Origin of the sequence: Streptacidiphilus sp. MAP12-33 (assembly GCF_041261265.1) — a bacterium.
Taxonomy (GTDB): domain Bacteria; phylum Actinomycetota; class Actinomycetes; order Streptomycetales; family Streptomycetaceae; genus Streptacidiphilus.
The window spans coordinates 36469-60458 of sequence record NZ_JBGCCA010000007.1 but is presented as its reverse complement, the minus strand read 5'-3'; the positions used below and the strand labels follow the sequence as shown (position 1 = coordinate 60458).

Here is a 23990-nt window from a genome sequence, read left to right as displayed (position 1 = left end):
TCAACTGACGGCGGGAGGAGCTCCACGTGGCAAGCGACGCATTCTTCGACGTGACCGCGGAGACCGGTGTGGTCACCCAGCGGGGCCCGATCGGGGTTGGCGTTCAGGAGAGGAAACCCGAGCTCGATCTGAACAGCGCGGAGTGGCTGTCCAGCAGCCAGGGCGTGGGTGACGTGCAGATCGCCTTCGTCGACGGCTACATCGCCATGCGCGACGGCCGCAGCCCGGAGGGACCGTCGCTGATCTTCACCCCGGCGGAGTGGAACGCCTTCGTCCTCGGCGCGCGCGACGGCGAGTTCGATCTGACCTGATCCGCGCCGGGCAGACGCAACGCGAGCATCGGCAGGCGGCCCGCCTCTCACCCGGACGAGTGAGAGGCGGGCCACCAGCTGTCCCGGCGACGCCTCAGCCGCAGCCGTTGACGGAGCCCGCCGGACGTGATCAGCAGCGCCGGCGGCCGGCGATGGTCGCAAGAACCGCCGGACGGACCGTAGGGTGCCGGGATGATCAAGCCGATGGAACTCGTCATCTTCGACTGCGACGGCGTGCTGGTCGACAGTGAGCGCATCGCCGTGCGGGTGCAGGTGGCACTCGGGGCCGAGCTGGGGTGGGCGCTGACCGAGAGCGAGGTCGTGGAGCGGTTCATCGGGCGTTCGCACGCGGCCATTCGGGAGCAGGTGGCGGAAAGGCTCGGCGAGGAGACGGCGGCCGCGTGGTCGGAGCGGTTCGAGCTGCTGCATCGCGAGGCCGTGGACGCCGAACTCGCGCCGGTCGACGGCCTGCCGGAGGCGCTCGACGCCATCGGCCTGCCGACCTGCGTCGCATCCAGCGGTTCCCACGAGAAGATGCGCCACACGCTGGGCCGCACCGGGCTCTTCGACCACTTCGAGGGCCGTATCTACAGCGCCACCGAGGTCGCCCACGGCAAGCCCGCGCCCGACCTGTTCCTGCACGCCGCCCGCAGCATGGGGGTCGAGCCCGAGGCCTGCGTCGTGGTCGAGGACAGCAACCCGGGTGTCCGCGCCGCCCGTGCCGCCGGTATGCGATCGCTCGGGTACGCCGGTGGGCTCACCCCGGCTGTCCTTCTCGAGGGCCCCGGCACCGTCGTCTTCCACGACATGCGCGAACTGCCGAAGCTCCTCGCGCAGCTGTAGTCGCCGGGGCCGGGAGGACGGGAGCAGAGCTGACGGGCGCCGCGTCGACCACCCCCACGGGGTCGACGCGGCGCCCAGCCCGCTCGCACACGCCCCCACGCGGTGCCAAGCGGGCCCGCCCGCCACAGCCGATCGGGCCGGGCAGGCGAGATTCCAGGGGTGTTACGTGGCTGTTCCGGATCTCGGTTTCGGGGTCCAGGTTCGCAGAAGGAGCACACGGTCCGCAGGCGCACAGCCGATCTCGGGCCGGTGCCCTCGGGTGAGCCGTGGTGGGGTTCTGCGGATCCGCCGAGGCGTCAACGGCTCGGACGGCAGGCGCGACATGCGGCAGACGCCACGCGCATGAGGTCGATGTGACCCCTGCTCACCAGATGCGGCGATCTCTGCATGTCGCCGAACGTAATCGGAACGTGATCCGTTCGTCAACCTGGTCTCGGAGCCTGGAACACGACCTGTGTCCGTTCAGCGACCGGTCACGCGTTCGTCACGCGCACGGGCACGTACGATGGCCCCATGGCTTTCCTTCGCCGCCGCTCCGGCACTCCCGCAGGCCCGGACTTCGACATTCTCGCCATGGATCCGGGCGACTGGCCCGGCGACTTCGGGGCCGTGCTGCTCAGTGACCCGGAGGACGGCACCTGCCACGGAGTGCTGCTGCGCTACGACCTGATGGGCGGCCGCGGCCCCTCCATGATCATCGGCAATCTGCGGGCCGGCTCGGCCGCCCGAGACCCCGAGGACGGGGTGCCGCTGGAGGTCCACCAGATGCTGGCGATCGTCGGCAGCGAGGAGCAGGTCGAGGTCCTGGACAGCGAGGACTTCCCGGTCATGCTCGACGACGGCCTGCTGATCGTGAAGAAGTACAAGCTCAGCGAGGGGCGCCTGGCCGCCGTGCAGTTCGGCCGCAGCGACGACGTGCTGGTCACCGTCGTCACCTGGGACCGCCCGGTCAGCGAGGACCTGTACAAGCTGCTGAAGCCGCTTCCTGCGGACATGTTCCAGGTCTGACCAGGATTACCGGAGTTCCGAGCAGGACGGCAGCGCAGACGATGTCCTTTCCGCAGGCCGACGAGGCCATGGCCCGGCTCCCTCGCGTCGTCGACCTGCTCGCGGCCCGCGCCGACGAGCACGACCGCGAGGGCGCGTTCCCGTACCAGGGGATCGAGGAGGCCCACGCCGCCGGGCTGCTCACCCTCACGGTCGCCCAGGAGTACGGCGGCGCCGGCGCGGGTCTGACCGAGACCGTCCACCTGGTCGCCGCGCTCGGCAGCGGCGATCCGACCGTGGCCCTGCTGGCGGGGGAGACCCTGCTGGCCCACGAGGCGCAGGCGCGTACCGGGCGCTGGCCCGCCACCTCCTACCGCCACCTGCTCGCCGACTCCCGCCGCGGCCCGGCGCTGGTCGGCATGCTGCCGCCCGGCGGCCCGGGCGCCGGCTCCGGAGCCGAGGTGACGGCGCGGCAGACACCCGACGGGTGGCAACTGGCCGGTCGTGAGCACGGCGTGCCGGGCGCGGACGCACTGGCCTGGTTGCTCGTCACGGCCGCCCAGGATCCGGCCGGGGCCGACGGCGCGGAGACGGAGCCGACCGCGGCCGCCGAGGACCGAGGGCCCAGGGGCGGCGGCGTCTTCGGCCTCGCAGTCTTCCTGCTCCCGGGCGACACGCCCGGTCTGCTCGTCGAGCCCGGCTCGGAGCAACTCGGCCTGCGCGCGGGCGCCCATCAGGACGTGCACTTCGACGCGGTGCTGCTCGACGAGCCCTCTCACCTGCCGCCGCCGGACGCCCGCGACGAGGCGGGCCGCCGGCTCACGGTCGCGGCCATCTGTCTCGGCATCGGCCGGGCCGCCCGGGCCTGGCTGGTTCGCCACGTCAAGGGGCTGTCCGAACTCGACCGCGGTGCGTTGGAGCTCGAACTCATCGCGGCCGAGGAGTTGTTGACGGGTCTGGCCGTCGCACTGGACGCGTCCCGCCCGGGCGCGGAGCGCCGTGCCGCGCTGCTTGCCCCGCGCGTCGCGGACCTCGCGCTCGCCGTCGTGCACCGCTCCGTCGCCCTGGCGGGCCCGGTGGGCCTGCACCGCACCGTTCCGCTCGAACGCCACCTGCGCGACGCCCTCACCACCCGCGCTCTCCTCCCCACCGGTGCCCCGCTGCTGCGCGCGGCGGCGGAGGAGTAGCAGGCGCCGTATTGGCCTCAGCGGTCCCGGCCGAGGCCGAGACGGACGGCGCGCTCGACCGGGGAGTAGGCGCCGTCGGGGCGTTCGAGCTCCAGCAGGCCGGCCGGCATCAGCGGCGGCTGGGCGATGAACCGGGGCACCGTACCGTGGTGGGGCTGCGCGGCGTGGACCAGGAACGGGTGGCACAGGTAGACGTCACCGGCCTGCCCGGTGGCCAGGGTGAGCGGACGGTCGGATGCGTCGAGCCGGCCCGCCTTGTCCATGGTCCCGCACAGGTCGAACAGGTTCAGCCCGGCCTCACCGGCCGGCTCGAGGAAGGCGGGGACATCGAGGTGCGAACCCACCTTGATCCGCGTCGGGGCGTTCTCCTCGTCCACGTCGGAGAAGAGGAAGAGCATCAGCAGTGCGCGCCCTTGCGAGCGGAGGTTGACCCAGTACCCCGACTCTCCGGCCGGGGTGAAACTGCCGTCCATGTGCCAGCCGGCGTCACCCGGATCGGCGGCGTGCGGGAAGCGGATGGGAAAGGTGCCGAGGCCGTCGCGCGGCACCCAACGGCCCGGGCCGACGAGCTGGTCGAAGGCATCGTGCAGGCGCTGCGTCGTGGCCGCGCGCCGGAACGGTTCGCTGCCGTAGCCGTTGAGCCGGACCACCGGCTCGGTCCAGGTGGCCGGGTCCTCGGGGTCCAGCCCGGTCTCCCGCCACAGGGACTCCCGGCACTCGTCCGCCAGCGCCCGCGGAAAGGCCTCGGGAAGCCGGACGAATCCTTCCGTGACGAACCGGTCGACCTGGTCGGAGCTGAGGGGGAGATCCATGCGCCCGATTCTCGGGACAGTCCGGGGGTCGGGCAAGCGAGTTATCGGGTGCCGACGGCGGCGCGGACGGCACGGCGGGCCAGCGCGGCGTCCTCGTGCAGGCGACGGATCAGGATGCGCTGCTCCTCGCCCGCGCCCGGGACGTCGTGGAGACGGATCTCCCGCATCAGCACCAGGATCAGGTTGATGAGGAAGGCGTCGCGGCCCAGCGTGCCCGTCGACTGCGCGATCTGGCTCAACTGGCGGCGCGCGCCGGTGTCGCCCGCCAGGACCGCCCACAACAGCGCGAGGTCGTAGCCGGGCAGGTACCAGCCGGCCTGCTCCCAGTCGACCAGGACCGGGCCGGAGGGCGCCAGCAGGACGTTGGTGAGCAGCGCGTCCCCGTGGCAGAACTGCCACGGCTGGTGCGCCAGACCGTGCAGCAGTTGCTGCAGGTCAGTGGTGTCACGGTCCGTCAGCAGGCCCAGTGCGTGGTAGCGGGCGATCTCGCGGGTGTAGTCGAGCGGGCGGTCGAAGACGCCCGTCGGCGGACGCCACAGGTTCAGTGCGCGGATCGCGCCGACGATGGCGCGCACCTCGCCCGGCGTGGGCGCGTCCGAGGGGTGGCGCTCCCGCGCGGCCGGACGGCCGGGGACGCGCTCCATCAGCAGCACGCAGCGCTCGGTGTCGGCGGCCACCAGCTTCGGCAGCCGGACCGGCGGGCGGTGGCGCACGAAGGCGCGGTGGGCGGCGATCTCGCGCTGGAAGCGCTCCATCCCGTCGAGATCCTCGCCGGGGCGCGCCAGAGCCTTCGCCACCACCGGGGTGCGGCCGGAGGTACCTGCGATCAGCACATGCCGGCGGTCCTGCAGCAGCTGGCGCGGCACGAACGCGGGAGCTATCCGCGCGATGTGGGCCAGCACCGCCCGCACCTGCGGGGAGTGCTGCGCAGGGTTGTCGGGACGCTGCGCGGTGCCGGGACGGGCGACCGCCGGAGCGGGCGCCGGGCGGCGCAGCTGCTGCGCGCCGTGCGCCACCCGGGCGGAGGGCTGGCCGCCCGGCTCGCGCAGCCGGGGGTCGAGCCCGAGGCCGGGGCGCCGGCGCAGCGGGGCGGCGGGGGCTGCCTGCGGGCGGGACGTCTGGGCGGGGGAGATGGCCGGTGAGTACATGGGTGAGTCCTGATCCCTTCGTCTGACCGGTGCTTCCGTCCGGTGCGTCCGGTGGGCCCCTCCGCCGACCGGGGTCGGGCCGGCGGACGGGCCGTCTGGTCGGGGTGGCGCACCGCCGCCGTGCGGGCCGGAGCCCGGTCGGCGCACCCTGGGGAGTTGCGTCTCCCGGGCGAGCCCTGGCGCGTGGCGACGGTTCGCCACCCCTCGCGCCACACCCGTCTCCTGGACCCTCGGCCGGGCGATTGCCCAGGTCGGGGTGGCGCATTCATACAACACACCCAGCCGCCCGAAGCGAGACAGTTGGCGTGCCCTGGCGAACCCTGGCGAATGCTCGCCTGGCACATGACGGGTGGTTAGTGTCGAAGTGCCGAGAACCTGGGGGCACGACGTGAACAGAGGACCGAACAACCAGCTCGCTGACCTATTCGCCCTGACCGGTTGGTCCAAGGGGGAGTTGGCGCGGCTGGTCAACCGGCGCGGTGCGCAGGCCGGGCAGCAGCAGCTGTCCACCGACACCTCGCGGGTGCGCCGTTGGATGGAGCGCGGGGAGATCCCCCGCGACCCCGTCCCGCGCATCCTGGCGTCACTGTTCAGCGAGCAGCTCGGCCGAGTAGTCACGCCTGAGGACCTCGGCTTCCACCGGGTACGGCCATCCGGGAACGGCTCGCACCGTCGCGAGCCCGACGGATCCAGACCGGCACCAGAGCAGACAGCCGCGGTCCTCACCGAGTTCACGGGAATGGACCTGATGCTGAATCGACGCGGACTGATGGGAGCGAGTACCGCCCTCGCTGCGGGTGCCGTCATCGCCAACCCCCTCTACGACTGGATGCGGTCCCCCGCCGCGCTGCCCCCGACGGAGAGTTCGGCCCGGATCGTGCGCAGCCCGCAGGCGCTGCCGGCCCTCGACTACTACGAGGCCGGGCCGGTGGGGGAGGACGAGGTCGTCGCGCTGGAGGAGTCGGTCGACGTCTTCCGCCGCTGGGACGCCTCGCGCGGCGGCGGCCTGCAACGCAAGGCCGTGGTGGGCCAGTTGAACGAGGTGGGCAGCATGCTCACCTTCGACCACCCGGACCACCTGCGGCGGCGCCTGTGGAGCGTGGCGGCGAACCTGGCGGTCCTGGCCGGCTGGATGTCCCACGACGTCGGCCTGGAGCCGACCGCGCAGCGGTACTTCGTCATGGCTGTGCACTCGGCACGCGAAGCCGACGACCGCCCGCGCGCCAGCGAGGCCCTGGCGCGGGCCGCGCGCCAGATGGTGCACCTGGGCCGGGCCGGGGACGCGCTGGACCTGATGAAGGTCGCCGACGCGGGCGCGGGCGAGGAGGCCCTGCCGCGCACCCGCGCCATGCTGCGCACGGTGGAGGCCTGGGCGCACGCGTCGCTGGGTCACAGCCAGGCCACCCGCCGCACGCTCGGCGAGGCCGAGGACCTGTTCGCCCAGGACTCGGGCGAGCCCGGTCCGAACTGGCTGCAGTTCTTCGACCTCGCGGACCTGCACGGCATGCAGGCGCTCACCTACCGCACCCTGGCCGACCACGACCCGAACGCCTCGGCCCTGGCGCAGCGCCACGCGCTGCTGGCGCTGCAACTGCGTGAGGGCGGGCACGATCGGTCCAAGCTCTTCGACCACATCTCCATGGCCTCGGCCTGCTACCTGGCCAACAAGCCCGACGAGGCGCAGCGCTACGCCCAGCTCGCGCTCAGCTCGACGGGGGAGATGTCCTCCCACCGCACCTGGCACCGGCTGCGGCAGATGTACCGGCTGACGGCCCCGTACACCCGGCTCCCGGAGGTGGCGGCGCTCCGCGCCCAGATCAGCAAGGCGATGCCGCGGCAGAGCCGGCCGCAGATCATCTGAGTCCGGGCCCCGGTGGCGGGATGGGCGCTCCCTCGGGGGGCCGGTGTCGCGCCGAGGGGGAGGTGTCAGCGGGCGCGGAGGGCGAGCCAGACGGCGTGCACGCCGCCGTCGTCGGCGAACTGGGGCGCGCCGACGCAGTGGACGGGGCGAACCGTGCCGTCCGCGAGCTGCAGGCGGAACTCGGCGTCGATGGGACGGCCGTCCACGAGGGCCGCGGTCAGCAGTCGTGCGACCGTGTGGCGGTCCTCGGGGTGCAGGGCGCCCGGGAGCTGGTCGAGGGTGAGCGGGCCGTCCTGGGGTGTCCGGGCGAAGATCCTGAACATCTCGGCGGACCAGGCGACCTCGTCGTGCACGAGGTCCCACTCCGCGTCACCCAGGAGGGTGGCGCCGGCGGGGTGTCTTGCGGGTTCGCCCAGCGCGTCGGTGAGGCGCTCCAGCTCGGAGAGGTGCGAGTGGGCGTGGGCCAGGAGTGCGCGTGCCGCGCGGTCCTGGCCCGAGCCGTACTCCGACTCCAGCCGTTCGCGCAGCTCACAGAGCTGCTGTGCGAGGGAGGGAGGGGGAATGTGGGGGTGCATGGCGTCCCGCTCAGGCCGGCGGCGTTCTTGAACGTTACGACTGTCGCACAGAGCGTGGCGGCCGTGGGTGCCTTTCACCGAAGATTGGCATGATTTTGCTGCTGGCATATGCCAGCAATCACTGGTCGCGACGCCGCGTTTCGGACGGCGCCGCAGGTGGCAGGGGTGGCGCAGGGAGTGTGGCGCGAAGGGCGCGGGTGCGCGGGCAGGGGTGCGGACGGTAGCATTCCGTGCTTCCGGCTGGCGGGCATCCGTCGGCCGGTGCCACAATCCCCCCGCGGCCACCGTCGCGGACCCGAACCGACCCCTGTGCCGGGGCGGACCTACCAGGTCAACCGCCTCGCGCACCGAAATTCCATTGCCACCAGGACCGCCGCAACGGATGCTGACCTCATGTTCGAGCCCGCGATAGCGCCCAGCGCCTCCCTCCTCGGCCTGCTTCAGCGGGGCCGAGGGGACGGCACCCTGCACGCTCTGGCGGCCGAGCGTCTCGATGCGCTCGCCGCCCTGGAGGAGTGCGTCACGACAGACCCCCGCCGCGACTGGCAGGTGGAGAACCGCTCCCTCTACTACGCACGCCTCTTCATGGAGCTCGAGGCGCCGTTGCAGGGGTTGGAGGCCCACCTCTTCGACGCGTGGGACGAGCTGGACCCGAGGGAGAGCCGCACCGGGCTGACCCTGGCCGTGCTGGGCCGTCTGGCCGGCTACGGGCGCCGGGACGCTCTGCAGTTGTTGCGCCGCTACGCCGCCGAGGGCGGTAACTGGGCCTGGGCCCTGGACGAGCTCGCCGTCCGCGACAGCGACGAAGGACTGCGCGGCCTCGCCGACGCCGTCCTCGCCCGCTTCCCCGAGGGGTCCGAGGGTGACGCCGAGCTGCGTGCCGCGGTCCGTGACGCCTACGAGCCGCGCCCGTGGCACCTGTGGGCTGCCACGCACCCACGCGTCGCCGCGGCGACCGAACGTGCGCCCTTCGAGCTCTGGCAGCGCCAGATGTCCCGCCCGCACACTCCTGAGTGGAGCACGGAGGCCGTCCTGACCTGGGCCGACGCGGACGCCGAGCCGCTGCCCGGCGCGGGCGCCGACGGCGCCGCGCTCGCGGACCGCCCGGACGGTCGCGCCGTGCTGCGGCGTGGCGCGGCCGCGGCCCGCCTGCTGGGAGCCGTCGCGTCGCCCGCCGACCTTCCGGTGCTGCGCCTCGCGGCCCGCTCCGGTCCGCCGGGCGCCCGCTGTGCCGCGCTGCGGTACCTGGCCGAGGTGGACGACCCGGAGGTGCCGGGTCTGATGGAGCTCGCCGCGGACGACCTGCACGAGGCCGTCGCCGACTTCGCGCTCGACACCCTGGGCCGGATGCGGGGCGAGGGCATCCTGGTGCACGCCCGTGTCTGGGCCTCCCGGATCGAGGGCGGCCGGCTGGCCGAGGCCGCCGCACGGCTGCTCGCCTGCGCGGGCGGCCCCGAGGACGCGCCGCTCGTCGTCGCCGCGCTGCACCGTGAGGTGTCGAACTCCGGGCCTGACGGCGAGTCACTCTTCGCGCTGGTCGAGGGCGTCGGCCGCCTCCAGGCCGGGCAGGCCGTCGCTGTCCTGCGCCACATCTACGCCGAGACGGTCTGCTCCCAGCTGCGCCTGGGTGCGGCACGCGGCCTGGCGGTCGTCGACCCGTACTTCGCCACGGGTGCGGCGGTCGAATGCCTGTGGGACTGCGAGGAGGCCACCCGCGAACTCGCCGCCCGCCATGTCCGCACCAGCGGCAACGTCCGCGTCCTGGACCGCCTGCGCCGCCTGGCCGCCGACCCCGGCGAGGAGGCTGAGGTCCACGCGGCCGTCCGCGGCCGCCTGAGCGCGGGCTGAAGGCGCGGCCCGCCCCGGGCCGAGGGCACGGCCTGGCCGGCACCGAGGTCCCCGTCCTCGCGGATGACACCCCCGGACACCCTGGCCGCGCGGGTGCTGGAGGCAGAGCACCGCCTTCTGCCCGCCACGGTCCGGCAGCTGGCACGCGCGCGGGTCGCTGGACAGCGGTTGCCCGGGGCGTGACACCCGGGGTGGAATGCTCGGCATGATCAATCATGAGCCTGCGAAGCCGGTTGACGGATCGTCCGTTCGGATCGGCGCTCTGGTGCCGCTCAGTCGTCCCGGCTGGGCCGAGGCGGGCCGGCATCTGCTCGCCGGGCTCGAGCTGGCGGCCGGTGAGGTCAACGAGGCCGGCGGGATCGACGGCAGGCCGCTCGAGTTGATGGTCCGTGACACCGCCGCCGACCCGGCGCGGGCCACCGCGGCGGTCGAGGAGCTGGCCGGCCTGGGCGTGGCCGCCCTGGTGGGTGAGTTCCACAGCGTCGTCGCCCGCGCCGTCGCCGGGCGCGCCGACGCCCTGGCCCTGCCGTTCCTGTGCTCGTCGGGCGTGCTCGACGCGCTCACGGACCAGCCGACCGACCGGGTGGCGCGGCTGGCGCCGGCGCAGTCGGTCGGCTGGCGCGTGTACGCCGACTTCCTGCTCGCCGCGGGCCACCGGCGCATCGCCGTCGCGGCGGACGCGAGCCTCTACTGGGCGACCGGGACGCGCATCCTGCGCGACCACCTGACGTCGCACGGCGGCAGCGTCACCGAGCTGGACCTGCGCACGTTCGACCCCGCTGACGCACTGTGCGACGCGCTGGCCGCGAGCGGCGCGAGCGCCCTTCTGCTGCTGGCCGGGTATCCGGAGCCCGCCGTCTCGATCGTCCGGGCCGTCCGCAGGGATCCGCGTCTGGCCGGGATCCAGCTCGGCGCCCCGGCCGGACAGCCCGAACTCTCCGCGTGGTCCGACCTGCTGGGCGCCGACGGCGCCGCGGTCCCGTTCCTGCGCTACCTGCCCGAGCGGTTCGGCCCGCTCGGAGCACGGGTGGAGACAGCCCTGCGCGAGCGGCTCGGCGAGGCGCCCTGCTTCGTCGGCTTCGAGGGCTACGACGCGGTCACCGTGCTCGCCGCGGCGCTCCGCGAGCACGGCACGGACCGCGCGCGCCTCGCCGCGTCCTGGCCGCACCTGGAGGTCGAGGGCACCCGGGGGCCGATCCGGTTCTCCCGCGTTCCGGGCATCGACGTGTGGCAGTGGGCCTGGGCCCCGATCCAGGTGGCGGACCGGGACCCGGCGGAGCCGGGATGCTTTCGGGTCCTTCACTCCGCCTGACGGCGCGGAACTCCGACGAGGCCGGCCAGGAACCGGTCGACCTGGTCCTCCAACGGAGGCCACGGGTGGGCGGGTTGGTTGACGCGCAGGGACACCGCGCCGTGCACCGCCGCGCGCAGGTCCAGGGAGACGGTCGCGGCGTCGGCGGCGGGGGCGAGGCCGGCGTCCATGCAGCGCTGGACCGCCGCCGTGGTGGCAAGGGCGATGTCGTTCCTGAACGACGTGTCGGCGCGCTGGTTGAGGGTGCTCTCGTGCAGCACCTTGTACAGGCCCGGATGGTCGTGGGCCCAGGTGCCGAGCACCAGCGCGCGGGCGCGCAGGCTCGCGACCGGATCCGGCGCGGCCGCCTCCTCCGCCACCCGGGCGGCGAGCGTCAGGTCGGCGTGGCACCGCCGCAGCGCGGCGAGCAGCAGCGCGTCCCGGTCGGGGAAGTGCAGGTAGACCGAGGTGGCCGCGACGCCGATCTCGCGGGCGACCGCGCGCAGCGACAGGGTCCGGTCGTCGCCGAGCTCTTCGAGCAGGACGAGTGCGGCGGTGACGATCTCCTCCCGCAGGCGCTCACCTTGTCCGCGAGGGTTCCGCCCGCGGCCCGGGCGGGCGGGTTCGGTCGTCGGCGATGAGGCATTCACGAAAGACGAGGGTAGCGGCCCAGCCTTAGCCTTACAGTTGTAGCGCTACAGCTGTTCAGTTATCGAGGGGGAGCCGTGACCGGAACCTTGACCCAGGCCGAGCGCAACAAGCAGACCGTGCTGGCCTTCTACCAGGCCGCCATCAACGACAAGCAGTTCGCGGGCGCGCGCACGCTCGTGGGCGACCACTACCGCCAGCACAACCCGCGGATCGCTGACGGCGTCGAGGGCCTGCGCGAGTTCGTCGACACGCTGCGGCAGGACTTCCCGCGGCTGCGTGCCGAGGTGAAGCGGATCTTCGCGGAGGGAGACCATGTCGTCGCCCATGTCGAGGGCGTGCGGGTGCCCGGTGGGCCGGCCACGGCGATCGTCGACATCTTCCGTTTCGAGGGGGACCGGATCGTCGAGCACTGGGACGTGATGCAGGCGGTACCGGGCGAGTCGAGGAACGCGAACGGAATGTTCTGAGAACGGCGCGGGTCGAGAAACGCGTGGTCCGGGGGCTGGAGGGGCGATCGGGGCCGACTCGACGAGGATTCGTGCGCCGTTCGCCGTTCGGTCAGATCGACGTGCCTCGCCGCACGCCGGGGCTCGGAATAACGCTGGCATGCGTGTCGTCCTCGTCACCGAGTCGTTCCCGCCAGACGTCAACGGGGTGGCCCACTCCGTCCTGCGCACCGCCGAGCACCTGGTGCGCCGTGGGCACGAGCCCCTCGTCATCGCTCCCGCACCCGCTGCGCCGGTCGGAGCCCTTGATCCCTGCCCGGTCGTCCGGGTGCCCGCCATGCCACTGCCCGGCTATCCGCAGGTGCGGATCGCGTTGCCCAGCCGGAAGCTGGAGCAGCTCATCGCCGGACACCGGCCCGATGTGGTCCACCTCGCCAGCCCCTTCCTGCTCGGATCGCGCGGGATGGCCGCCGCCGAACGGCTCGGCCTGCCCACGGTCGCGGTCTACCAGACCGACATCGCCGGCTACGCCCGCGCCTACCGGGCGGGCAGCGCGCTCGGCGAGGCCGCCGCCTGGCGGCGGCTGCGGACCGTGCACTGCGCCGCCGACCTCACTCTGGCGCCGTCCACGCCCGCCCTGCAGGACCTGACAGCCCACGGCATCCCGCGGGTGCACCTGTGGCGGCGCGGCGTCGACTCCGCGCGGTTCCACCCCCGGCACCGCGACGAGGCCCTGAGACGCGCGCTCGCCCCTGGCGGGGAGGTGCTGGTCGGCTACGTCGGTCGCCTCGCTCCCGAGAAGCGGGTGGACCTGCTCGCGGAGACCGCGGCCCTGCCCGGCGTCAGAGTGGTCGTGATCGGCGACGGCCCCTCCGACCACTCGCTGCGCCAGGCCCTCCCCGGCGCGGTCTTCCTGGGACGCCGTACCGGCGACGAACTGGCCGCCCTCTACGCCTCGTTGGACGTGTTCGCGCACACCGGGCCGATGGAGACCTTCTGCCAGACCATCCAGGAGGCGATGGCCAGCGGCGTCCCCGTCGTCGGCCCCGCCGTGGGTGGGCCGCTGGACCTGATCGGCCACCGCCGCACCGGCCTGCTCGTGCCGGCCCGGGACGGCGCCGCCCTTGCTCGCGCGGTCGGTGAGCTCGCGGCCGACCCGCAGGTCCGGGCCCGGTTCGGCGTGGCCGGGCGCACCGACGTCGAGGCGCGCACCTGGGAGTCCGTCGGCGACGAGCTGATCGACCACTACCACCGGGTGATGGCCCGGCGCGGACGTGGAGTCGGTGTCGTCACGGCGGTCCCGGCCGCGGTCTCCGGCCCGGCCGCTGCCCCCGACACCGTCGCCGCGGCGTAGGGCGGGCGGACATGGCACTGCGGATCGTGCGTGTCGCGAACTTCGTCACCCCGAGCTCGGGCGGACTGCGCACCGCGCTGCGCCGGCTCGGTGCGGGCTACCTCGCCGCTGGGCACCGGCCCGTGCTGGTCGTGCCCGGGCCCGAGGCAGGGGACGAGGAGACGGAGCAGGGCCGGGTGATCACCCTGCCCGGCCCCGTGGTCCCCGGCACGGGCGGGTACCGGGTCCTGCTCGACCGGCAGCGGGTGGCCACGACCCTGGCGGCGCTGCTACCGGACCGGCTGGAGGTGTCCGACCGCACCACGCTGCGCTGGACCGGCCGTTGGGCCCGGGACCACGGCGTGCCCGCCGCGATGGTCTCCCACGAGAGCCTGGACGGGGTGCTGCGCGTCTGGGGGCTGCCCGGCGCGGCGGCACGGCACCTGGCCGACGTCCTGAACACCCGCACCGCGCGCGACTTCACCCGGATCATCTGCACCACCGAGTGGGCCGCCCGAGAGTTCCGGCGCCTCGACGCGGCGGACGTCCGGCTCGCCCCGCTCGGCGTGGATCTGACCCTGCGCCACCCCTCCCGGCACGACCCCGCCCTGCGGGCCGAACTCGGCGTCGCACCCGAGCAGCCGCTGCTGGTGCTCTGCTCCCGGCTCTCCCCGGAGAAGCGGCCCGAACGCGCCCTCGACGCGCTGACCGAGCTCCGACGCCGGGGCCTGTCCGCCGTGCTCGCCGTAGCCGGGGACGGACCGCTGCGCAACCGCCTCGCCGCCCGGGCCGAGCGGGAGACTCTCCCGGTGCGCTTCTTCGGCCACATCGGCGAGCCGGAGCGTCTCTCCGCTGTGCTCGCCTCCGCGGACGTGGCGCTCGCCCCGGGCCCGGTCGAGACCTTCGGGCTGGCTGCGCTGGAGGCACTCGCCTGCGGCACGCCCGTCGTGGCCTCGTCCTCCTCCGCCCTCCCGCCGATCCTCGGCGAGGCGGGCCTGGCGGCCGCCGACGTGGGGCCGGCCTTCGCGGACGCGGTCCAGCGCCTCCTGGCCCGCCCCGAGGCCGCGCGGCGCACCACCGCGCGCGCCCGAGCGGAGCTCTTCGGCTGGGACGCGTCCGTCGCCGCCTTTCTCGCCGCCCACGAGACCGAGCCGGCCGCCGTCGCCTCGGCGCGGCACCGGTCGCGCCCCCGGCTGGCCGGGCCGAGGCCGGCTCCGGCCACAGCCCGCCTCGGCCCAGTGCTGGGAGGGCCTGCGGGCGGCTCCGTCCTCACGCCACCGCCGGTCGAGCCGAGGCCGCGTCCGGCGGGCGGTGCGGCCGGGGCGGCGGCCGTCCCGGCCCCCGAACCCGGGGCCGCTGCGGTGGACCCCGTCGGCAACCCGCCGTTGAACGGAGCAGTTCGATGACCTCGTTGCGTGTCTCCGCGCTCGGTGACTCCCTGACCGAGGGGCTCGGCGATCCCGCCGCCGGTGGGTGGCGCGGGTGGGCGGCCCTGTTGGCCGCGAGCCTTCCAGCCGATCCAGGCGGGGTGGCCTTCGCCAACCACGCCACCAGCGGCGCCCGGACGGCCGATGTGCTGTTGAGTCAACTGCCGCAAGCCCGGCAGCGGCGGCCGCACGTGGCCGCGGTGATCGTCGGCGGCAACGACACCCTGCGGGCCAGCTACGACATCCATGCCGTGGCCCGCCACCTCGACACCACGCTCGGCAGCCTGGCCGAGGACGGGACGGTGCTGCTGACCGCCTGTCTGCCCGACCCCGGGCGGATGCTGGGGCTGCCCGACGCGCTGGCACGTCCGCTCGGGCGTCGGATGTGCAGCGTCAACACGGTCGTCCACGCGCTCTCCGAGCGCTACGACGCCGTGCACGTCCACGCCGCCGAGGAGCCCTGGCTGTTCGAGCCGGCGATGTGGAGCGTGGACCGGCTCCACCCGAGCGAGCGCGGCCATCGCGCGCTAGCCCGCGCCTTCCACAGCGAGCTCGCCGCGCGCGGCATAGCCGTCGGGGAGGCTCCGGATGAGCGGACCGACGGGGTCGCGCCGAGCCGCTCGGCCCAGGTGTGGTGGATGGCGACCAAGGGCACGCGGTGGGTGTTCGACCGATGCACGGACCTGCTGCCGGACCTGATCCGGCTCGCCGCCGCGGAGCGCCGGGAGAACCGGGCCGAGCAGCTGGACCGCGAGGCGGCCGAGCAGACGGCCGCCGCGTTGGGGGCCCTCCCCGGCCGGCGCGACCTCACCGTCGAGGTCAGTCCAGCGTGACCGCCCGGACGCAGAGCACCGTGGGGAGGTGTTCGTTGAGCAGCGACCAGGACTCGCCCTCGTCCGCGCTGGCGTAGAGCTCGCCGTTCTTGTTGCCGAAGTAGATGCCGGCCGGCTCGCCGTCGTCCGTGGCCAGTGCGTCGCGGAGGACCACGCCGTAGTGGTCGCGCGCGGGCAGGCCCTTCTCCAGCGGCTGCCAGGTCTCACCCGCGTCCTCGGTGCGGTAGACGCGGCAGCGGTGTTCGGGAGCGAGCCGCTCGTAGTCCGCGACCAGCGGGAAGACGTAGGCGGTGTCGCCCCGGTGCGGGTGGGCCGCGACGGGGAAGCCGAAATCGGCCGGAAGGCCCGCGTCGATGCGTTTCCAGACGGCCCCCGCGTTGTCGCTGCGGTAGACGCCGCCGTGGTTCTGCAGGTAGAGCCGGGACGGGTCGACCGCGTCCTGGGACACCTTGTGGACGCACTGGCCGAAGGCCGGGTAGCGCTCCTCCTCCGGGAGGAACCGGGCCTCGATCCCGGTGTTGGACGGCTCCCAGCTCCCGCCGCCGTCCAGCGAGCGGTAGACGCCGCCCGTCGAGACGGCGATGGTGATCGCCCGGGGATCGCGCGGGTCGAGCACGACGGTGTGCAGGCCCTGGCCGCCGAACCCGGCCTGCCACTGCTCGCGCTGCGGATGGCGCCACAGGCTCTCGTTGAGGGTGAACGAGACGCCGCCGTCCTCCGAGCGGAAGAGCGCGGCGGGTTCGGTGCCCGCGTACACGACGCCGGGCTCGTCCGCTCCCGCCGGCCGCAGCTGCCAGACCCGGACGAGCGACGCCTCCGTGTCGGCCGGGAACCTGACCGCCGGGGCGGCGGGCTCCTGCCAGCTCGCGCCGAGGTCGTCCGAGGTGAACACGGACGGACCCCAGTGGCTGGAATCGGCACCCACGAGGATGCGCGGCGTCGCGCCCCGGCGGTCGACCGCGACCGCGTACACGCCCTGCATCACGAAGTGCGGTCCCGTCCAGGACCAGGAGCGGCGGTCCCGGCTGCGGGCGAGGAACAGGCCTTTGGCCGTGCCGACCGCAAGCAGCGTCTCAGTCATCGCGGAACACCTCCGGGCGTCGCCGTGGAACGGGCAGGTGGGCGCTGGAATCAAGGCGTCGGGCGCCTCGGTTTCCGGCTCTGACAGCAGTCTGGACCCGCCTCGCGCTTCGCGTCCCATCGAACGCGCTCGAATACACGAACGAGGGAGCGCGCGCGTCCGCGGCATGCGCCGGAATCCGGGACGCATGGGGGAGGACGCGCCGGCCTCCCGGGAATCGGGCCGCGAGGTCCGGGCCGGCCCGGGGGATGGCCCCTCCAGGCGGGCGGGGCGTGCTGGATCCTGGGCTGCGAGGCGGCCCGGCAGCCCGACCGTGGCAGCGGACAACCCGGGCGGCCGGACCCGACCCGTAGTGCGAGGGCGCTGTGCCCCGGCCGCGCGCCTCGACGGGGTGACCCTGCGCGTCGGGCGGCCGCCGAGCGCGCTCAGGCGTCCAGGCGGGAGGTCGGGAGGAAGCGGACAGGGGTGCCCGGGAGGGCCTGGGCGGCGGAGGCGAGGTCGGTGCCAGGGACGACGCCGATGACGGGGTAGCCGCCGGTCGTCGGGTGGTCGGCGAGGAAGACCACGGGCATGCCGTCCGGCGGGACCTGGACCGCGCCCAGCACCATGCCCTCGCTCGGCAGTTCGCCCAGGCCCGGGCGGCGCACGAGCGGGGGGCCGTCCGTGAGGCGCAGGCCGACGCGGTTGGTGGCGGGTGAGACGAGGTACCGGGCGCGGCCGAGCGCCGCGAGCGACCCCGCCTCGAACCAGTCGCGGCGCGGGCCGGGAGTCAGCCGCAGCAGGAGTTCGACGGGCGGCGCGGGCAGCGGGACGCAGTCCGCCGCGCCGGGGCCGAGCGGACCGAGCGATCCGGCCGGGCCCAGAGGGAGCCGCGTGCCCGGCGCGAGCGGAGTGGGCCCGAGGCCCGCCAGGAGGTCGGCGGAGCGGCTGCCCAGCACGGGAGGGACCGCGAACCCGCCGTCGACCGCCAGATAGCAGCGGACACCCGCGCTGGGCGGGCCGATCTCGACCGACTCGCCCGCAGCCACCCGCACCGGCGCGCCCCAGGCAGCCGGTCGACCGCCGACCCGCACCGGCGCCGGAGCGCCGGTCACGGCCACCCACGCGCCACCGCCGACGGCGCGCAGTGCGAGACCACCGAGGGTCGCCTCCACCGCCGCCGCGCCGGGCGCGTTGCCGACCAGGGCGTTCGCCCAGCGATAGGCCGGTTCGTCGAGCGCCCCGGCGCGGGGCACACCCAAGGCCGCGACCCCGCGTCGGCCCGTGTCCTGGAGCGTCGCCAGCGGACCGGGCCGGACCACCTCGAACGCACGCGCCGTGCCGCTGCTGGTCAGCATCTGCCTCCCCTCGTCACGGTGCGCCTCACTCGCGTCCCTCACTCGCGTCCCTCACTCGCGTCCCTCACTCGCGTCCCTCGTTCCCGTCCGACGCCGACGCCGACGCCGACGCCGACGCCGACGCCGACGCCGACGCCGACGCCGACGCCGACGCCGACGCCGACGCCGGGACCGGCACGAAGCGCACCCGGGTGCCGGGCGTCAGCAGCGCGGCCGGTGACCGGTCGGAGTCCCACAGGCCCAGCTCCGTCCGGCCGATGAGCTGCCAGCCGCCGGGGGAGGCGCTCGGGTAGACCCCCGTGTAGGGCCCGCCGAGGGCCACGGATCCGGCCGGGACGCGGGTGCGCGGGGTCGGCCGGCGTGGCACGGCCAACTCCTCGGGCAGGCCGATGAGATACGCGAAGCCGGGGGCGAACCCGCAGAACGCGACCCGGAACGCACAGGCCGCGTGCCGGCGCACCGCCTCCTCGGGCGAGAGGCCCCACAGCCGGGCCACCTCCCCGAGGTCCTCGCCGTCGTAGACGGTGGGGACCTCCACCAGCCTTCCGGCGTCGGAGCGGACCGCGTGCGGCTGCCACGCGGTCAACCAGCTTGTCAGCGATACGCGTTCGCGCGCGTTGGCGAGGCCGTCGACCAGCACGGTCCGCGCCGCGGGAGTCAGTTCGACCTCGGCGGCCATCAGGCCGTCACGCTGACGCTGGATCAAGTCCGCGAGCAGTGCCGCGACCTGCTCGTCCGAGCCGACCTCGGCGAGCACCGCCCGCGGGCCCATCGGGCGGACGGTCGGGGGGAGGGCCGGGGCCCGATCGCCGCTCAAGCGAAGGCCTCGAGCGTCACCCCGGCCGCCTCCAGCGCCGACCGCACCCGCAGCGCGAGCGCGGCCGCGCCGGGCGTGTCGCCGTGCAGGCAGAGCGAGGCGGCGGCGACCGGGACCTTCTCTCCGCCGACCGTCGTCACCTCGCCCGCCACGGCGACGGCGAGCGCCTGCGCGACCACCGCGTCGGGATCGTGCAGCACCGCGTCGGGTTCGGTGCGCGGGACCAGTGACCCGGCCGGGGTGTAGGCGCGGTCGGCGAAGGCCTCGGTCACCGTGGGCAGGCCCGCCTCGGCGGCGAGGCGCAGCAGCGCGGAGCCCGGCAGGCCGAGGACCGGCAACTCGCGGCCGAACGCCCGGGCGAAGGCGGCGACCGCGTCGACGACCGCTGCCGCCTGCTGCTCGTCGCGCACGACGCGGTTGTACAGCGCGCCGTGCGGCTTCACGTAGGCGACACCCGCGCCCGCCTGGCGGGCGAAGACCTCCAGCGCGCCGATCTGGTACGTGAGTTCGTCGGCGAGCTCGGTGCGCGGCACGTCCATGGCGCGCCGCCCGAAGCCGGCCAGGTCGCGGTAGGAGACCTGCGCGCCGATCCGCACCCCGCGCGCCGCCGCGCCCTCGCAGACGCGACGCATCGTCGTCGGATCGCCCGCATGGAAGCCGCAGGCGACGTTGGCGCTGGTGACGACGGAGAGCAGGGCCTCGTCGTCGGTGAGCGTCCACCGGCCGAAGCCCTCGCCGAGATCGGCGTTGAGATCCATCTCCACCTCCTGGGTCGATCGTATGCGCTGCCTCGGCTCGTCCACGGCCGGGTTCGATGCGCGGTCGCCCGAGGTTCACAGGGTGCTCACATGGCGGAGGCCGGTTGTGCGGACGGGCGTGGGGCAGGAATGCGCACGCAAAGCTCTCTGATGCGTCAGGGATGTGACGGCCCGTGAAAAGCGTTGTACCGACACCACCCGGACGGAGCATGGACGATGCCGCCGGGACGACCACGGCGGCAGGGCCGGGGATCCGGGCGCGAAGGCGAGGCCGCCTCGAACGGACCGCCGGAGCGCGAAGCGCGAGGACCGGAAGCACGGAAACGGAAGGGAGTGGGTGTGGCGGCCCTTCTGGACGAGGTCAGCACGTCGCTCCTGCCAGGGGCCGAGCTACGGCGCCGCCTTCCACGGCGTGAAGAGCGGCAGCAACGGCGTGTACAGCGCGGGGACGGGCTACGGCAAGGTCACCGGCTGGGGCAGCGACAACGGTGCCGGCGTCCTGGGCGCCGAGCTCGGCTGAGGCCCGCAAGCGCCACGAGCGGAGGGGTGGCGCCGGCGGGCGCCGCCCCTCTTCCCCTCTTCCCCGCGAGCCACGCGCGCTGCTCAGAAGATCACCCGGGTGGCCCTGCCCGAAGGGCCGTGTGCGCACGATCGGCCTACGGTCGACCGGTGTGGGTGCGTGCCGCCGGGGGCGGCCCGCCTCGCCCCGCACGTACCCGTCCTGCGGGACTTACCGGGAGGTTATCCATGGGAAGCGCTGCACGGATCTTCCTCGCCGAAGCCGTCGGCACGGCGATCCTCATCATCGGCGGTGTGGGCACCGCCGTCTTCGACGGCGACAAGGCCGGCGTGTTCGGCGTCGCGCTCGCCTTCGGGCTCAGTCTGGCCGCCGCCGCCTACCTGATCGGACCGATCTCCGGCTGCCACATCAACCCGGCGATCACCGCGGCCATGGTCGTGGTCAAGAAGACCGACGTACGGCTGCTGCCGTCCTATCTCGGCGGCCAGGTCGTCGGCGGTCTCTTCGGCGCGCTGCTGGTCTGGGCGGTGGGTCAGGGTATGCCGGGTTTCACGGCCGTCGGCCAGGACGGCCAGAAGACCATCGTGTCCGTCAGTGAGACGGGCTTCGCCTCCAACGGCTACGGCATCCACTCGCCCGACCACTACAATCTCGGGGCGGTCATGCTCGCCGAGGTGGTGGCCACGGCACTGTTCGCGCTGGTCGTGCTCGGCACGACGCGACGCGGCTTCCCGGTGGCCATGGGCGGCCTGGTCGCGGGCGCGGGCCTGGCCCTGGTCCACCTGGTGACCATTCCGGTCAGCAACACCTCGGTCAACCCGGCGCGTTCGCTGGCCACGGCGGTGTTCCAGGGCGGCTGGGCGCTGGGCCAGCTGTGGGTCTTCATCGTCTTCCCGCTGGTGGGCGGTGCCTTGGCCGGCGTGGCGTGGCAGGCGCTGAGCCGTGCTCACGAAGCGGCGGCCATGGCGACCGCACGCGAGCCGGAGCCGGTCACGGTGAGCGAGTAGCCGCAGCGGCGGCACACGCGACGCGGCACGCACGCCGTGCGGCCGGTCCGACGCCAACGGCGCGGTCCGGGCCGCACGGCGTGCGTGCCGCGTCGAGCCCGCGCGGGCGCGACGCGCGGCGGCCCGGCGGATGGAGCCTCGCTCCCTGCGGGGCCCAGCGGCCGTCGGGCCAGCGGAGGCGTCGGTTCCGGCCGCCCCGCGCCCCCGCCCCGCGCTCCCGCGCGGCACGCACGCCCCGCGCTCCCGCCCCGCGCTCCCGCGGCGCACGCGCGTGCCGGCCGGTCCCGAACGAGGGGGAGCTGCCCGCAACGGCAGCGGGCGGCGAGGACAGACCGGGGCGATCCATGCCGTTTGGGACGTTGTCGGTCCGAGCCTCTACGCTAAGCCCCCGTGACCACCACCGCCGAAGCAGCGCGCCCGGCTCCGGGCCCCGCCGCCGACGAGGGCCTCGCCCGTCGGCTGCGCGCCCTCGCCTGCACCGCGCCGCTGCACGACCTCGACAACCGCAAGGCCAATCTGGCTGGCGAGTACGCGGTCTACGGCATGGCGGAGATCGCGCTCGCCGCGATCGACCTGGTCACCCTGCACATGGACTTCGACACCGGCGCCGACCGGGACCAGGTGCTCGCCCGCATGCTGCCGCGGGTCGCCGCGCAGGCGCCCGAGCGGGAGTGGCGCGAGCACGAGCGCGTCGCCAAGTGGGTGCTGGAGTCGCTGATCAACGTCGGCAGCGTCGACCGCGGCTTCCGCGCCGTCTACGGCACCTTCGGCAGCGACGGCAGCTACGTCCGGCGCGACTACGACTTCAAGCTGATCGAGGAGGTCCCGGGCCCCGACGGCGGCGTCTACCTGCGCACCACGGACGAGGCCGTCAACGTCCTGGTCGGCGCACTCGACACCGACGTCACCTCCGCGCAGATCGCGGCCGAGGTCAAGCTGGAGGTGCTGATCCGGCGTGGCCGCCTCGCCGACGCCCAGCTCGCCGCCGAGCAGGCCCGCTACCGCACCGTCCAGTTCAGCGAGCTGCTGCGCCGCGCGCTGGAGGCGACGCGCCGCAACGTGCGGGCGGTGGACTGGATGGAGACCGTGCCGGACCTCATCGCGGAGGCGCTGGAGCACATCGCCGACCGCTACCGGCACGAGAACGCCATCCTCACCAATATCCGCAAGGCGCGCGACGAGGCCGAGGACCCTGAGCACAAGCGCCGCGCCGCCGAGCTGGTCGACATCGTCAAGGACTGCATCCGGCGCCACACCCAGCTGCAGACCAGGCTGTTGGAGGCCGGGCCGCTGTTCCGCGCCGAGCAGGACCGCCAGGCGTTCGCCGCGCCCACCTCGCGCAGCGGCCTGGACCTGTACGGGCAGTTGCTCGCGCCGGTGCTGCCGCTGCCGCTGGAGCAGGCGTCCGCGGTGACGACGGCGTTCTTCCGCAAGGCGATAGGCCTGCGCACCCCGACCGCCGTCCGTCTCGGCGACCTGGTCGACGTGCTGCTGACGCCGCCGGTGGAGCGCGAGCACCTGGGAGCGGAGCTCCCCGAGCCCGACCTGATCTCCACGCCCGACGACAGCCGCTTCTCCGACGAGCAGCTGGAGGCCGCGCTCGGCCTGCTCGACCTCCCGGCGGACGCGCCGCGTCGGCTCTCCGGCCTGCTGGCCGAGGCGCGGCGGACCGATCCGGACCTTCCGTACCTGGTGGCGCTCCTCGCGGTCCACGCGGCGAGCCCCGGCGTCGGCACGGCCTACCGGCAGGGCGAGGAGCGCCTGGTCTTCGCCGTCGACGACGGCACCCGCCTCGACGACGCGGAGTTCGGCGGTGCGGACCTCATCGTCGGCAGCGCGCTGCTCGACGCCGTCGGCATGGCGGCGGATCGTAAGGAGGGGGCGTGATGCACTACCTAGGGGCGCGAGGAACTGCGCGAGCGACCACCCTGTGCGGATGGCCCTGCTCGTTCGGCGCGCTACGTGGGTGGGTGGCTTGGCACGGAGTTCCTCGCGCCCCTGTGGAAGTTGCAACGTCCCTGAGTCCGGAGCTGAACCGATGATCGACGACGAGTACGACGCACCGAGCCCGAGTGAGACCTCGTCGCGCCCCGCTCCGATCACGCCTGCCGACGTCGCCGACGCCTCCCGGCTCGTGAGCTTCGGCGTGCAGCCGAAGCTCCTGCCCGCGCGCGACGCCGAGTACGCCGAGCTGATCCGGCGCTACCGGGACGATCCGTCCTTCGCGCGGCTCGCGGACGCCGTGGCCACCGGCCTCGGGCTGATCGTGCTGGAGGTCTCCGCCCGGGCGGGGATGGCCGTGGCCGCCGACGAGGAGAGCGTGTTCGCCGTGCGGATGGGCGAGTACTCGCGCCGCGCCGCGTCCGAGTCCACCGACCGGTTCCTGCACGGCCTCGCGCACCTCGCCGTCGCCGCCCTGGCGTTCCCGCGGCCGGAGGACCTCGCCGACGACGGCTACCTGGGCCGGATCACGGTCAACGGCGTCGACGCGTTCGTGCGCCAGGCCTGCCGCAAGCTGGAGCAGCAGGCGGACCTGGAGGGCGACAACACCGACCCGGTCAGCGACGCCCCCGGCCTGGAGGCGGCCTGGCGTGTCTACGCCCGGCGCAGTGCCACCGGTGCCACCAAGGACGCGCGGCGCCTGGCCGGTTCGACGATCGGCATCGTCGGCAGGGCGGTCTCGTTCCTGGTCGACTCCGGCTTCCTGCAGAAGACCTCGGACGACTCCGGCGGCACCTACCGCACCACCGCCCGCTACCAGCTCCAGGTGCGGGACATGGCCGGCAGTGCCGCGATGGCGGAGCTGCTGGCCCTCGGCGTCGTCCCGGTCTCCGACGGCAGCGCCTCGCTGCTGCCGCCGGACGACACGGACGAGCTGGTCACCGACGCCGGCCTGCCGTTCCACAGCATCTAAGAC

24 protein-coding genes are annotated in these 23990 nt (G+C 74.3%); 15 read left to right on the top strand and 9 right to left on the bottom strand.

Annotated elements, in window-relative coordinates:
* The first annotated feature begins 68 nt into the window (after window positions 1–68).
* Window positions 69–311 carry a DUF397 domain-containing protein gene (locus ABH931_RS09470; protein WP_370112016.1) on the top strand — a complete coding sequence of 81 codons (243 nt, stop codon included), beginning with the start codon at window positions 69–71 and terminating at the stop codon, window positions 309–311.
* Between the two features lie 192 nt (window positions 312–503).
* Window positions 504–1154, top strand: coding sequence for an HAD family hydrolase (locus ABH931_RS09465; RefSeq protein ID WP_370111783.1), 651 nt, complete (start codon window positions 504–506; stop codon window positions 1152–1154).
* 296 nt (window positions 1155–1450) lie between these two features.
* On the opposite strand, the gene ABH931_RS09460 is transcribed toward ABH931_RS09465, so the two are convergent.
* Window positions 1451–1543, bottom strand: coding sequence for a putative leader peptide (locus ABH931_RS09460; RefSeq protein WP_370111782.1), 93 nt, complete (start codon window positions 1541–1543; stop codon window positions 1451–1453).
* 124 nt (window positions 1544–1667) lie between these two features.
* Between ABH931_RS09460 and ABH931_RS09455 the strand changes: the two genes are divergently transcribed.
* Together ABH931_RS09455 and ABH931_RS09450 are read left to right on the top strand one after the other, a co-directional pair.
* Complete coding sequence (locus tag ABH931_RS09455; RefSeq protein ID WP_370111780.1) at window positions 1668–2162, top strand: hypothetical protein; 495 nt, start codon at window positions 1668–1670, stop codon at window positions 2160–2162.
* 41 nt (window positions 2163–2203) lie between these two features.
* Window positions 2204–3328: an acyl-CoA dehydrogenase family protein gene (locus ABH931_RS09450; RefSeq protein WP_370111778.1), complete on the top strand. Its 1125-nt coding sequence runs from the start codon at window positions 2204–2206 to the stop codon at window positions 3326–3328.
* A 17-nt stretch (window positions 3329–3345) separates the two neighbouring features.
* On the opposite strand, the gene ABH931_RS09445 is transcribed toward ABH931_RS09450, so the two are convergent.
* Together ABH931_RS09445 and ABH931_RS09440 are read right to left on the bottom strand one after the other, a co-directional pair.
* Window positions 3346–4140 (bottom strand): phytanoyl-CoA dioxygenase family protein, encoded by a 795-nt coding sequence (locus ABH931_RS09445; RefSeq protein WP_370111777.1) that lies wholly within the window; start codon window positions 4138–4140, stop codon window positions 3346–3348.
* 41 nt (window positions 4141–4181) lie between these two features.
* A complete protein-coding gene (locus ABH931_RS09440; protein ID WP_370111775.1) occupies window positions 4182–5288 on the bottom strand; it encodes an aminoglycoside phosphotransferase family protein in 1107 nt (368 codons plus the stop codon).
* 388 nt (window positions 5289–5676) lie between these two features.
* Between ABH931_RS09440 and ABH931_RS09435 the strand changes: the two genes are divergently transcribed.
* Window positions 5677–7149, top strand: a complete 1473-nt coding sequence (locus tag ABH931_RS09435; protein ID WP_370111773.1) for a hypothetical protein — start codon at window positions 5677–5679, stop codon at window positions 7147–7149.
* Between the two features lie 65 nt (window positions 7150–7214).
* On the opposite strand, the gene ABH931_RS09430 is transcribed toward ABH931_RS09435, so the two are convergent.
* Window positions 7215–7724 carry a PAS domain-containing protein gene (locus ABH931_RS09430; protein ID WP_370111772.1) on the bottom strand — a complete coding sequence of 170 codons (510 nt, stop codon included), beginning with the start codon at window positions 7722–7724 and terminating at the stop codon, window positions 7215–7217.
* A 393-nt stretch (window positions 7725–8117) separates the two neighbouring features.
* On the opposite strand from ABH931_RS09430, the gene ABH931_RS09425 reads away from it, so the two are divergent.
* Together ABH931_RS09425 and ABH931_RS09420 are read left to right on the top strand one after the other, a co-directional pair.
* A complete protein-coding gene (locus ABH931_RS09425) occupies window positions 8118–9572 on the top strand; it encodes a HEAT repeat domain-containing protein (protein ID WP_370111771.1) in 1455 nt (484 codons plus the stop codon).
* 196 nt (window positions 9573–9768) lie between these two features.
* The gene (locus tag ABH931_RS09420) at window positions 9769–10884 is read left to right on the top strand and encodes an ABC transporter substrate-binding protein (RefSeq protein ID WP_370111769.1); all 1116 of its coding nucleotides are present in this window, start codon (window positions 9769–9771) and stop codon (window positions 10882–10884) included.
* Here ABH931_RS09420 and ABH931_RS09415 read toward each other — a convergent pair.
* The gene (locus tag ABH931_RS09415) at window positions 10872–11513 is read right to left on the bottom strand and encodes a TetR/AcrR family transcriptional regulator (protein ID WP_370111768.1); all 642 of its coding nucleotides are present in this window, start codon (window positions 11511–11513) and stop codon (window positions 10872–10874) included. The two genes, ABH931_RS09420 and ABH931_RS09415, sit on opposite strands and share 13 nt — an antisense overlap.
* A gap of 75 nt (window positions 11514–11588) precedes the next feature.
* On the opposite strand from ABH931_RS09415, the gene ABH931_RS09410 reads away from it, so the two are divergent.
* From ABH931_RS09410 to ABH931_RS09395, 4 genes are all read left to right on the top strand, one after another.
* Window positions 11589–11981: an ester cyclase gene (locus ABH931_RS09410; RefSeq protein WP_370111766.1), complete on the top strand. Its 393-nt coding sequence runs from the start codon at window positions 11589–11591 to the stop codon at window positions 11979–11981.
* 139 nt (window positions 11982–12120) lie between these two features.
* Window positions 12121–13314 carry a glycosyltransferase family 4 protein gene (locus tag ABH931_RS09405; protein ID WP_370111765.1) on the top strand — a complete coding sequence of 398 codons (1194 nt, stop codon included), beginning with the start codon at window positions 12121–12123 and terminating at the stop codon, window positions 13312–13314.
* 11 nt (window positions 13315–13325) lie between these two features.
* Window positions 13326–14699, top strand: coding sequence for a glycosyltransferase (locus ABH931_RS09400; RefSeq protein WP_370111763.1), 1374 nt, complete (start codon window positions 13326–13328; stop codon window positions 14697–14699).
* A complete protein-coding gene (locus tag ABH931_RS09395; RefSeq protein WP_370111761.1) occupies window positions 14696–15553 on the top strand; it encodes an SGNH/GDSL hydrolase family protein in 858 nt (285 codons plus the stop codon). Before ABH931_RS09400 ends, ABH931_RS09395 begins: the two co-directional genes overlap by 4 nt.
* Here the strand turns inward: ABH931_RS09395 and ABH931_RS09390 are convergent.
* The 4 genes from ABH931_RS09390 to ABH931_RS09375 all read right to left on the bottom strand — a co-directional run bounded on the left by ABH931_RS09390 (window position 15540) and on the right by ABH931_RS09375 (window position 19546).
* Window positions 15540–16634: a WD40/YVTN/BNR-like repeat-containing protein gene (locus tag ABH931_RS09390; RefSeq protein ID WP_370111759.1), complete on the bottom strand. Its 1095-nt coding sequence runs from the start codon at window positions 16632–16634 to the stop codon at window positions 15540–15542. The genes ABH931_RS09395 and ABH931_RS09390 overlap by 14 nt on opposite strands.
* A gap of 425 nt (window positions 16635–17059) precedes the next feature.
* The gene (locus ABH931_RS09385) at window positions 17060–17971 is read right to left on the bottom strand and encodes a biotin-dependent carboxyltransferase family protein (RefSeq protein WP_370111757.1); all 912 of its coding nucleotides are present in this window, start codon (window positions 17969–17971) and stop codon (window positions 17060–17062) included.
* A 64-nt stretch (window positions 17972–18035) separates the two neighbouring features.
* Window positions 18036–18743 carry a 5-oxoprolinase subunit PxpB gene (gene pxpB, locus ABH931_RS09380; RefSeq protein WP_370111755.1) on the bottom strand — a complete coding sequence of 236 codons (708 nt, stop codon included), beginning with the start codon at window positions 18741–18743 and terminating at the stop codon, window positions 18036–18038.
* Window positions 18744–18784: 41 nt separating this feature from the next.
* Window positions 18785–19546 (bottom strand): LamB/YcsF family protein, encoded by a 762-nt coding sequence (locus ABH931_RS09375; RefSeq protein ID WP_370111754.1) that lies wholly within the window; start codon window positions 19544–19546, stop codon window positions 18785–18787.
* A 337-nt stretch (window positions 19547–19883) separates the two neighbouring features.
* Between ABH931_RS09375 and ABH931_RS09370 the strand changes: the two genes are divergently transcribed.
* From ABH931_RS09370 to ABH931_RS09355, 4 genes are all read left to right on the top strand, one after another.
* Window positions 19884–20066 carry a hypothetical protein gene (locus tag ABH931_RS09370; RefSeq protein ID WP_370111752.1) on the top strand — a complete coding sequence of 61 codons (183 nt, stop codon included), beginning with the start codon at window positions 19884–19886 and terminating at the stop codon, window positions 20064–20066.
* Window positions 20067–20293: 227 nt separating this feature from the next.
* Window positions 20294–21073: an aquaporin gene (locus ABH931_RS09365; RefSeq protein WP_370111751.1), complete on the top strand. Its 780-nt coding sequence runs from the start codon at window positions 20294–20296 to the stop codon at window positions 21071–21073.
* A 390-nt stretch (window positions 21074–21463) separates the two neighbouring features.
* Window positions 21464–22960 (top strand): hypothetical protein, encoded by a 1497-nt coding sequence (locus ABH931_RS09360; RefSeq protein WP_370111750.1) that lies wholly within the window; start codon window positions 21464–21466, stop codon window positions 22958–22960.
* A gap of 151 nt (window positions 22961–23111) precedes the next feature.
* Window positions 23112–23987: a hypothetical protein gene (locus ABH931_RS09355; protein ID WP_370111749.1), complete on the top strand. Its 876-nt coding sequence runs from the start codon at window positions 23112–23114 to the stop codon at window positions 23985–23987.
* Window positions 23988–23990 lie beyond the last annotated feature (3 nt).

Coding starts and splice junctions, on each gene's coding strand:
- ABH931_RS09465 (WP_370111783.1), top strand. CDS start 504: ATGATCAAGCCGATGGAACTCGTCATCTTCGACTGCGACGGCGTGCTG.
- ABH931_RS09460 (WP_370111782.1), bottom strand. CDS start 1,543: ATGCAGAGATCGCCGCATCTGGTGAGCAGGGGTCACATCGACCTCATG.
- ABH931_RS09455 (WP_370111780.1), top strand. CDS start 1,668: ATGGCTTTCCTTCGCCGCCGCTCCGGCACTCCCGCAGGCCCGGACTTC.
- ABH931_RS09450 (WP_370111778.1), top strand. CDS start 2,204: ATGTCCTTTCCGCAGGCCGACGAGGCCATGGCCCGGCTCCCTCGCGTC.
- ABH931_RS09445 (WP_370111777.1), bottom strand. CDS start 4,140: ATGGATCTCCCCCTCAGCTCCGACCAGGTCGACCGGTTCGTCACGGAA.
- ABH931_RS09440 (WP_370111775.1), bottom strand. CDS start 5,288: ATGTACTCACCGGCCATCTCCCCCGCCCAGACGTCCCGCCCGCAGGCA.
- ABH931_RS09430 (WP_370111772.1), bottom strand. CDS start 7,724: ATGCACCCCCACATTCCCCCTCCCTCCCTCGCACAGCAGCTCTGTGAG.
- ABH931_RS09425 (WP_370111771.1), top strand. CDS start 8,118: ATGTTCGAGCCCGCGATAGCGCCCAGCGCCTCCCTCCTCGGCCTGCTT.
- ABH931_RS09420 (WP_370111769.1), top strand. CDS start 9,769: ATGCTCGGCATGATCAATCATGAGCCTGCGAAGCCGGTTGACGGATCG.
- ABH931_RS09405 (WP_370111765.1), top strand. CDS start 12,121: ATGCGTGTCGTCCTCGTCACCGAGTCGTTCCCGCCAGACGTCAACGGG.
- ABH931_RS09400 (WP_370111763.1), top strand. CDS start 13,326: ATGGCACTGCGGATCGTGCGTGTCGCGAACTTCGTCACCCCGAGCTCG.
- ABH931_RS09395 (WP_370111761.1), top strand. CDS start 14,696: ATGACCTCGTTGCGTGTCTCCGCGCTCGGTGACTCCCTGACCGAGGGG.
- ABH931_RS09390 (WP_370111759.1), bottom strand. CDS start 16,634: ATGACTGAGACGCTGCTTGCGGTCGGCACGGCCAAAGGCCTGTTCCTC.
- ABH931_RS09385 (WP_370111757.1), bottom strand. CDS start 17,971: ATGCTGACCAGCAGCGGCACGGCGCGTGCGTTCGAGGTGGTCCGGCCC.
- pxpB (WP_370111755.1), bottom strand. CDS start 18,743: ATGGGCCCGCGGGCGGTGCTCGCCGAGGTCGGCTCGGACGAGCAGGTC.
- ABH931_RS09375 (WP_370111754.1), bottom strand. CDS start 19,546: ATGGATCTCAACGCCGATCTCGGCGAGGGCTTCGGCCGGTGGACGCTC.
- ABH931_RS09365 (WP_370111751.1), top strand. CDS start 20,294: ATGGGAAGCGCTGCACGGATCTTCCTCGCCGAAGCCGTCGGCACGGCG.
- ABH931_RS09355 (WP_370111749.1), top strand. CDS start 23,112: ATGATCGACGACGAGTACGACGCACCGAGCCCGAGTGAGACCTCGTCG.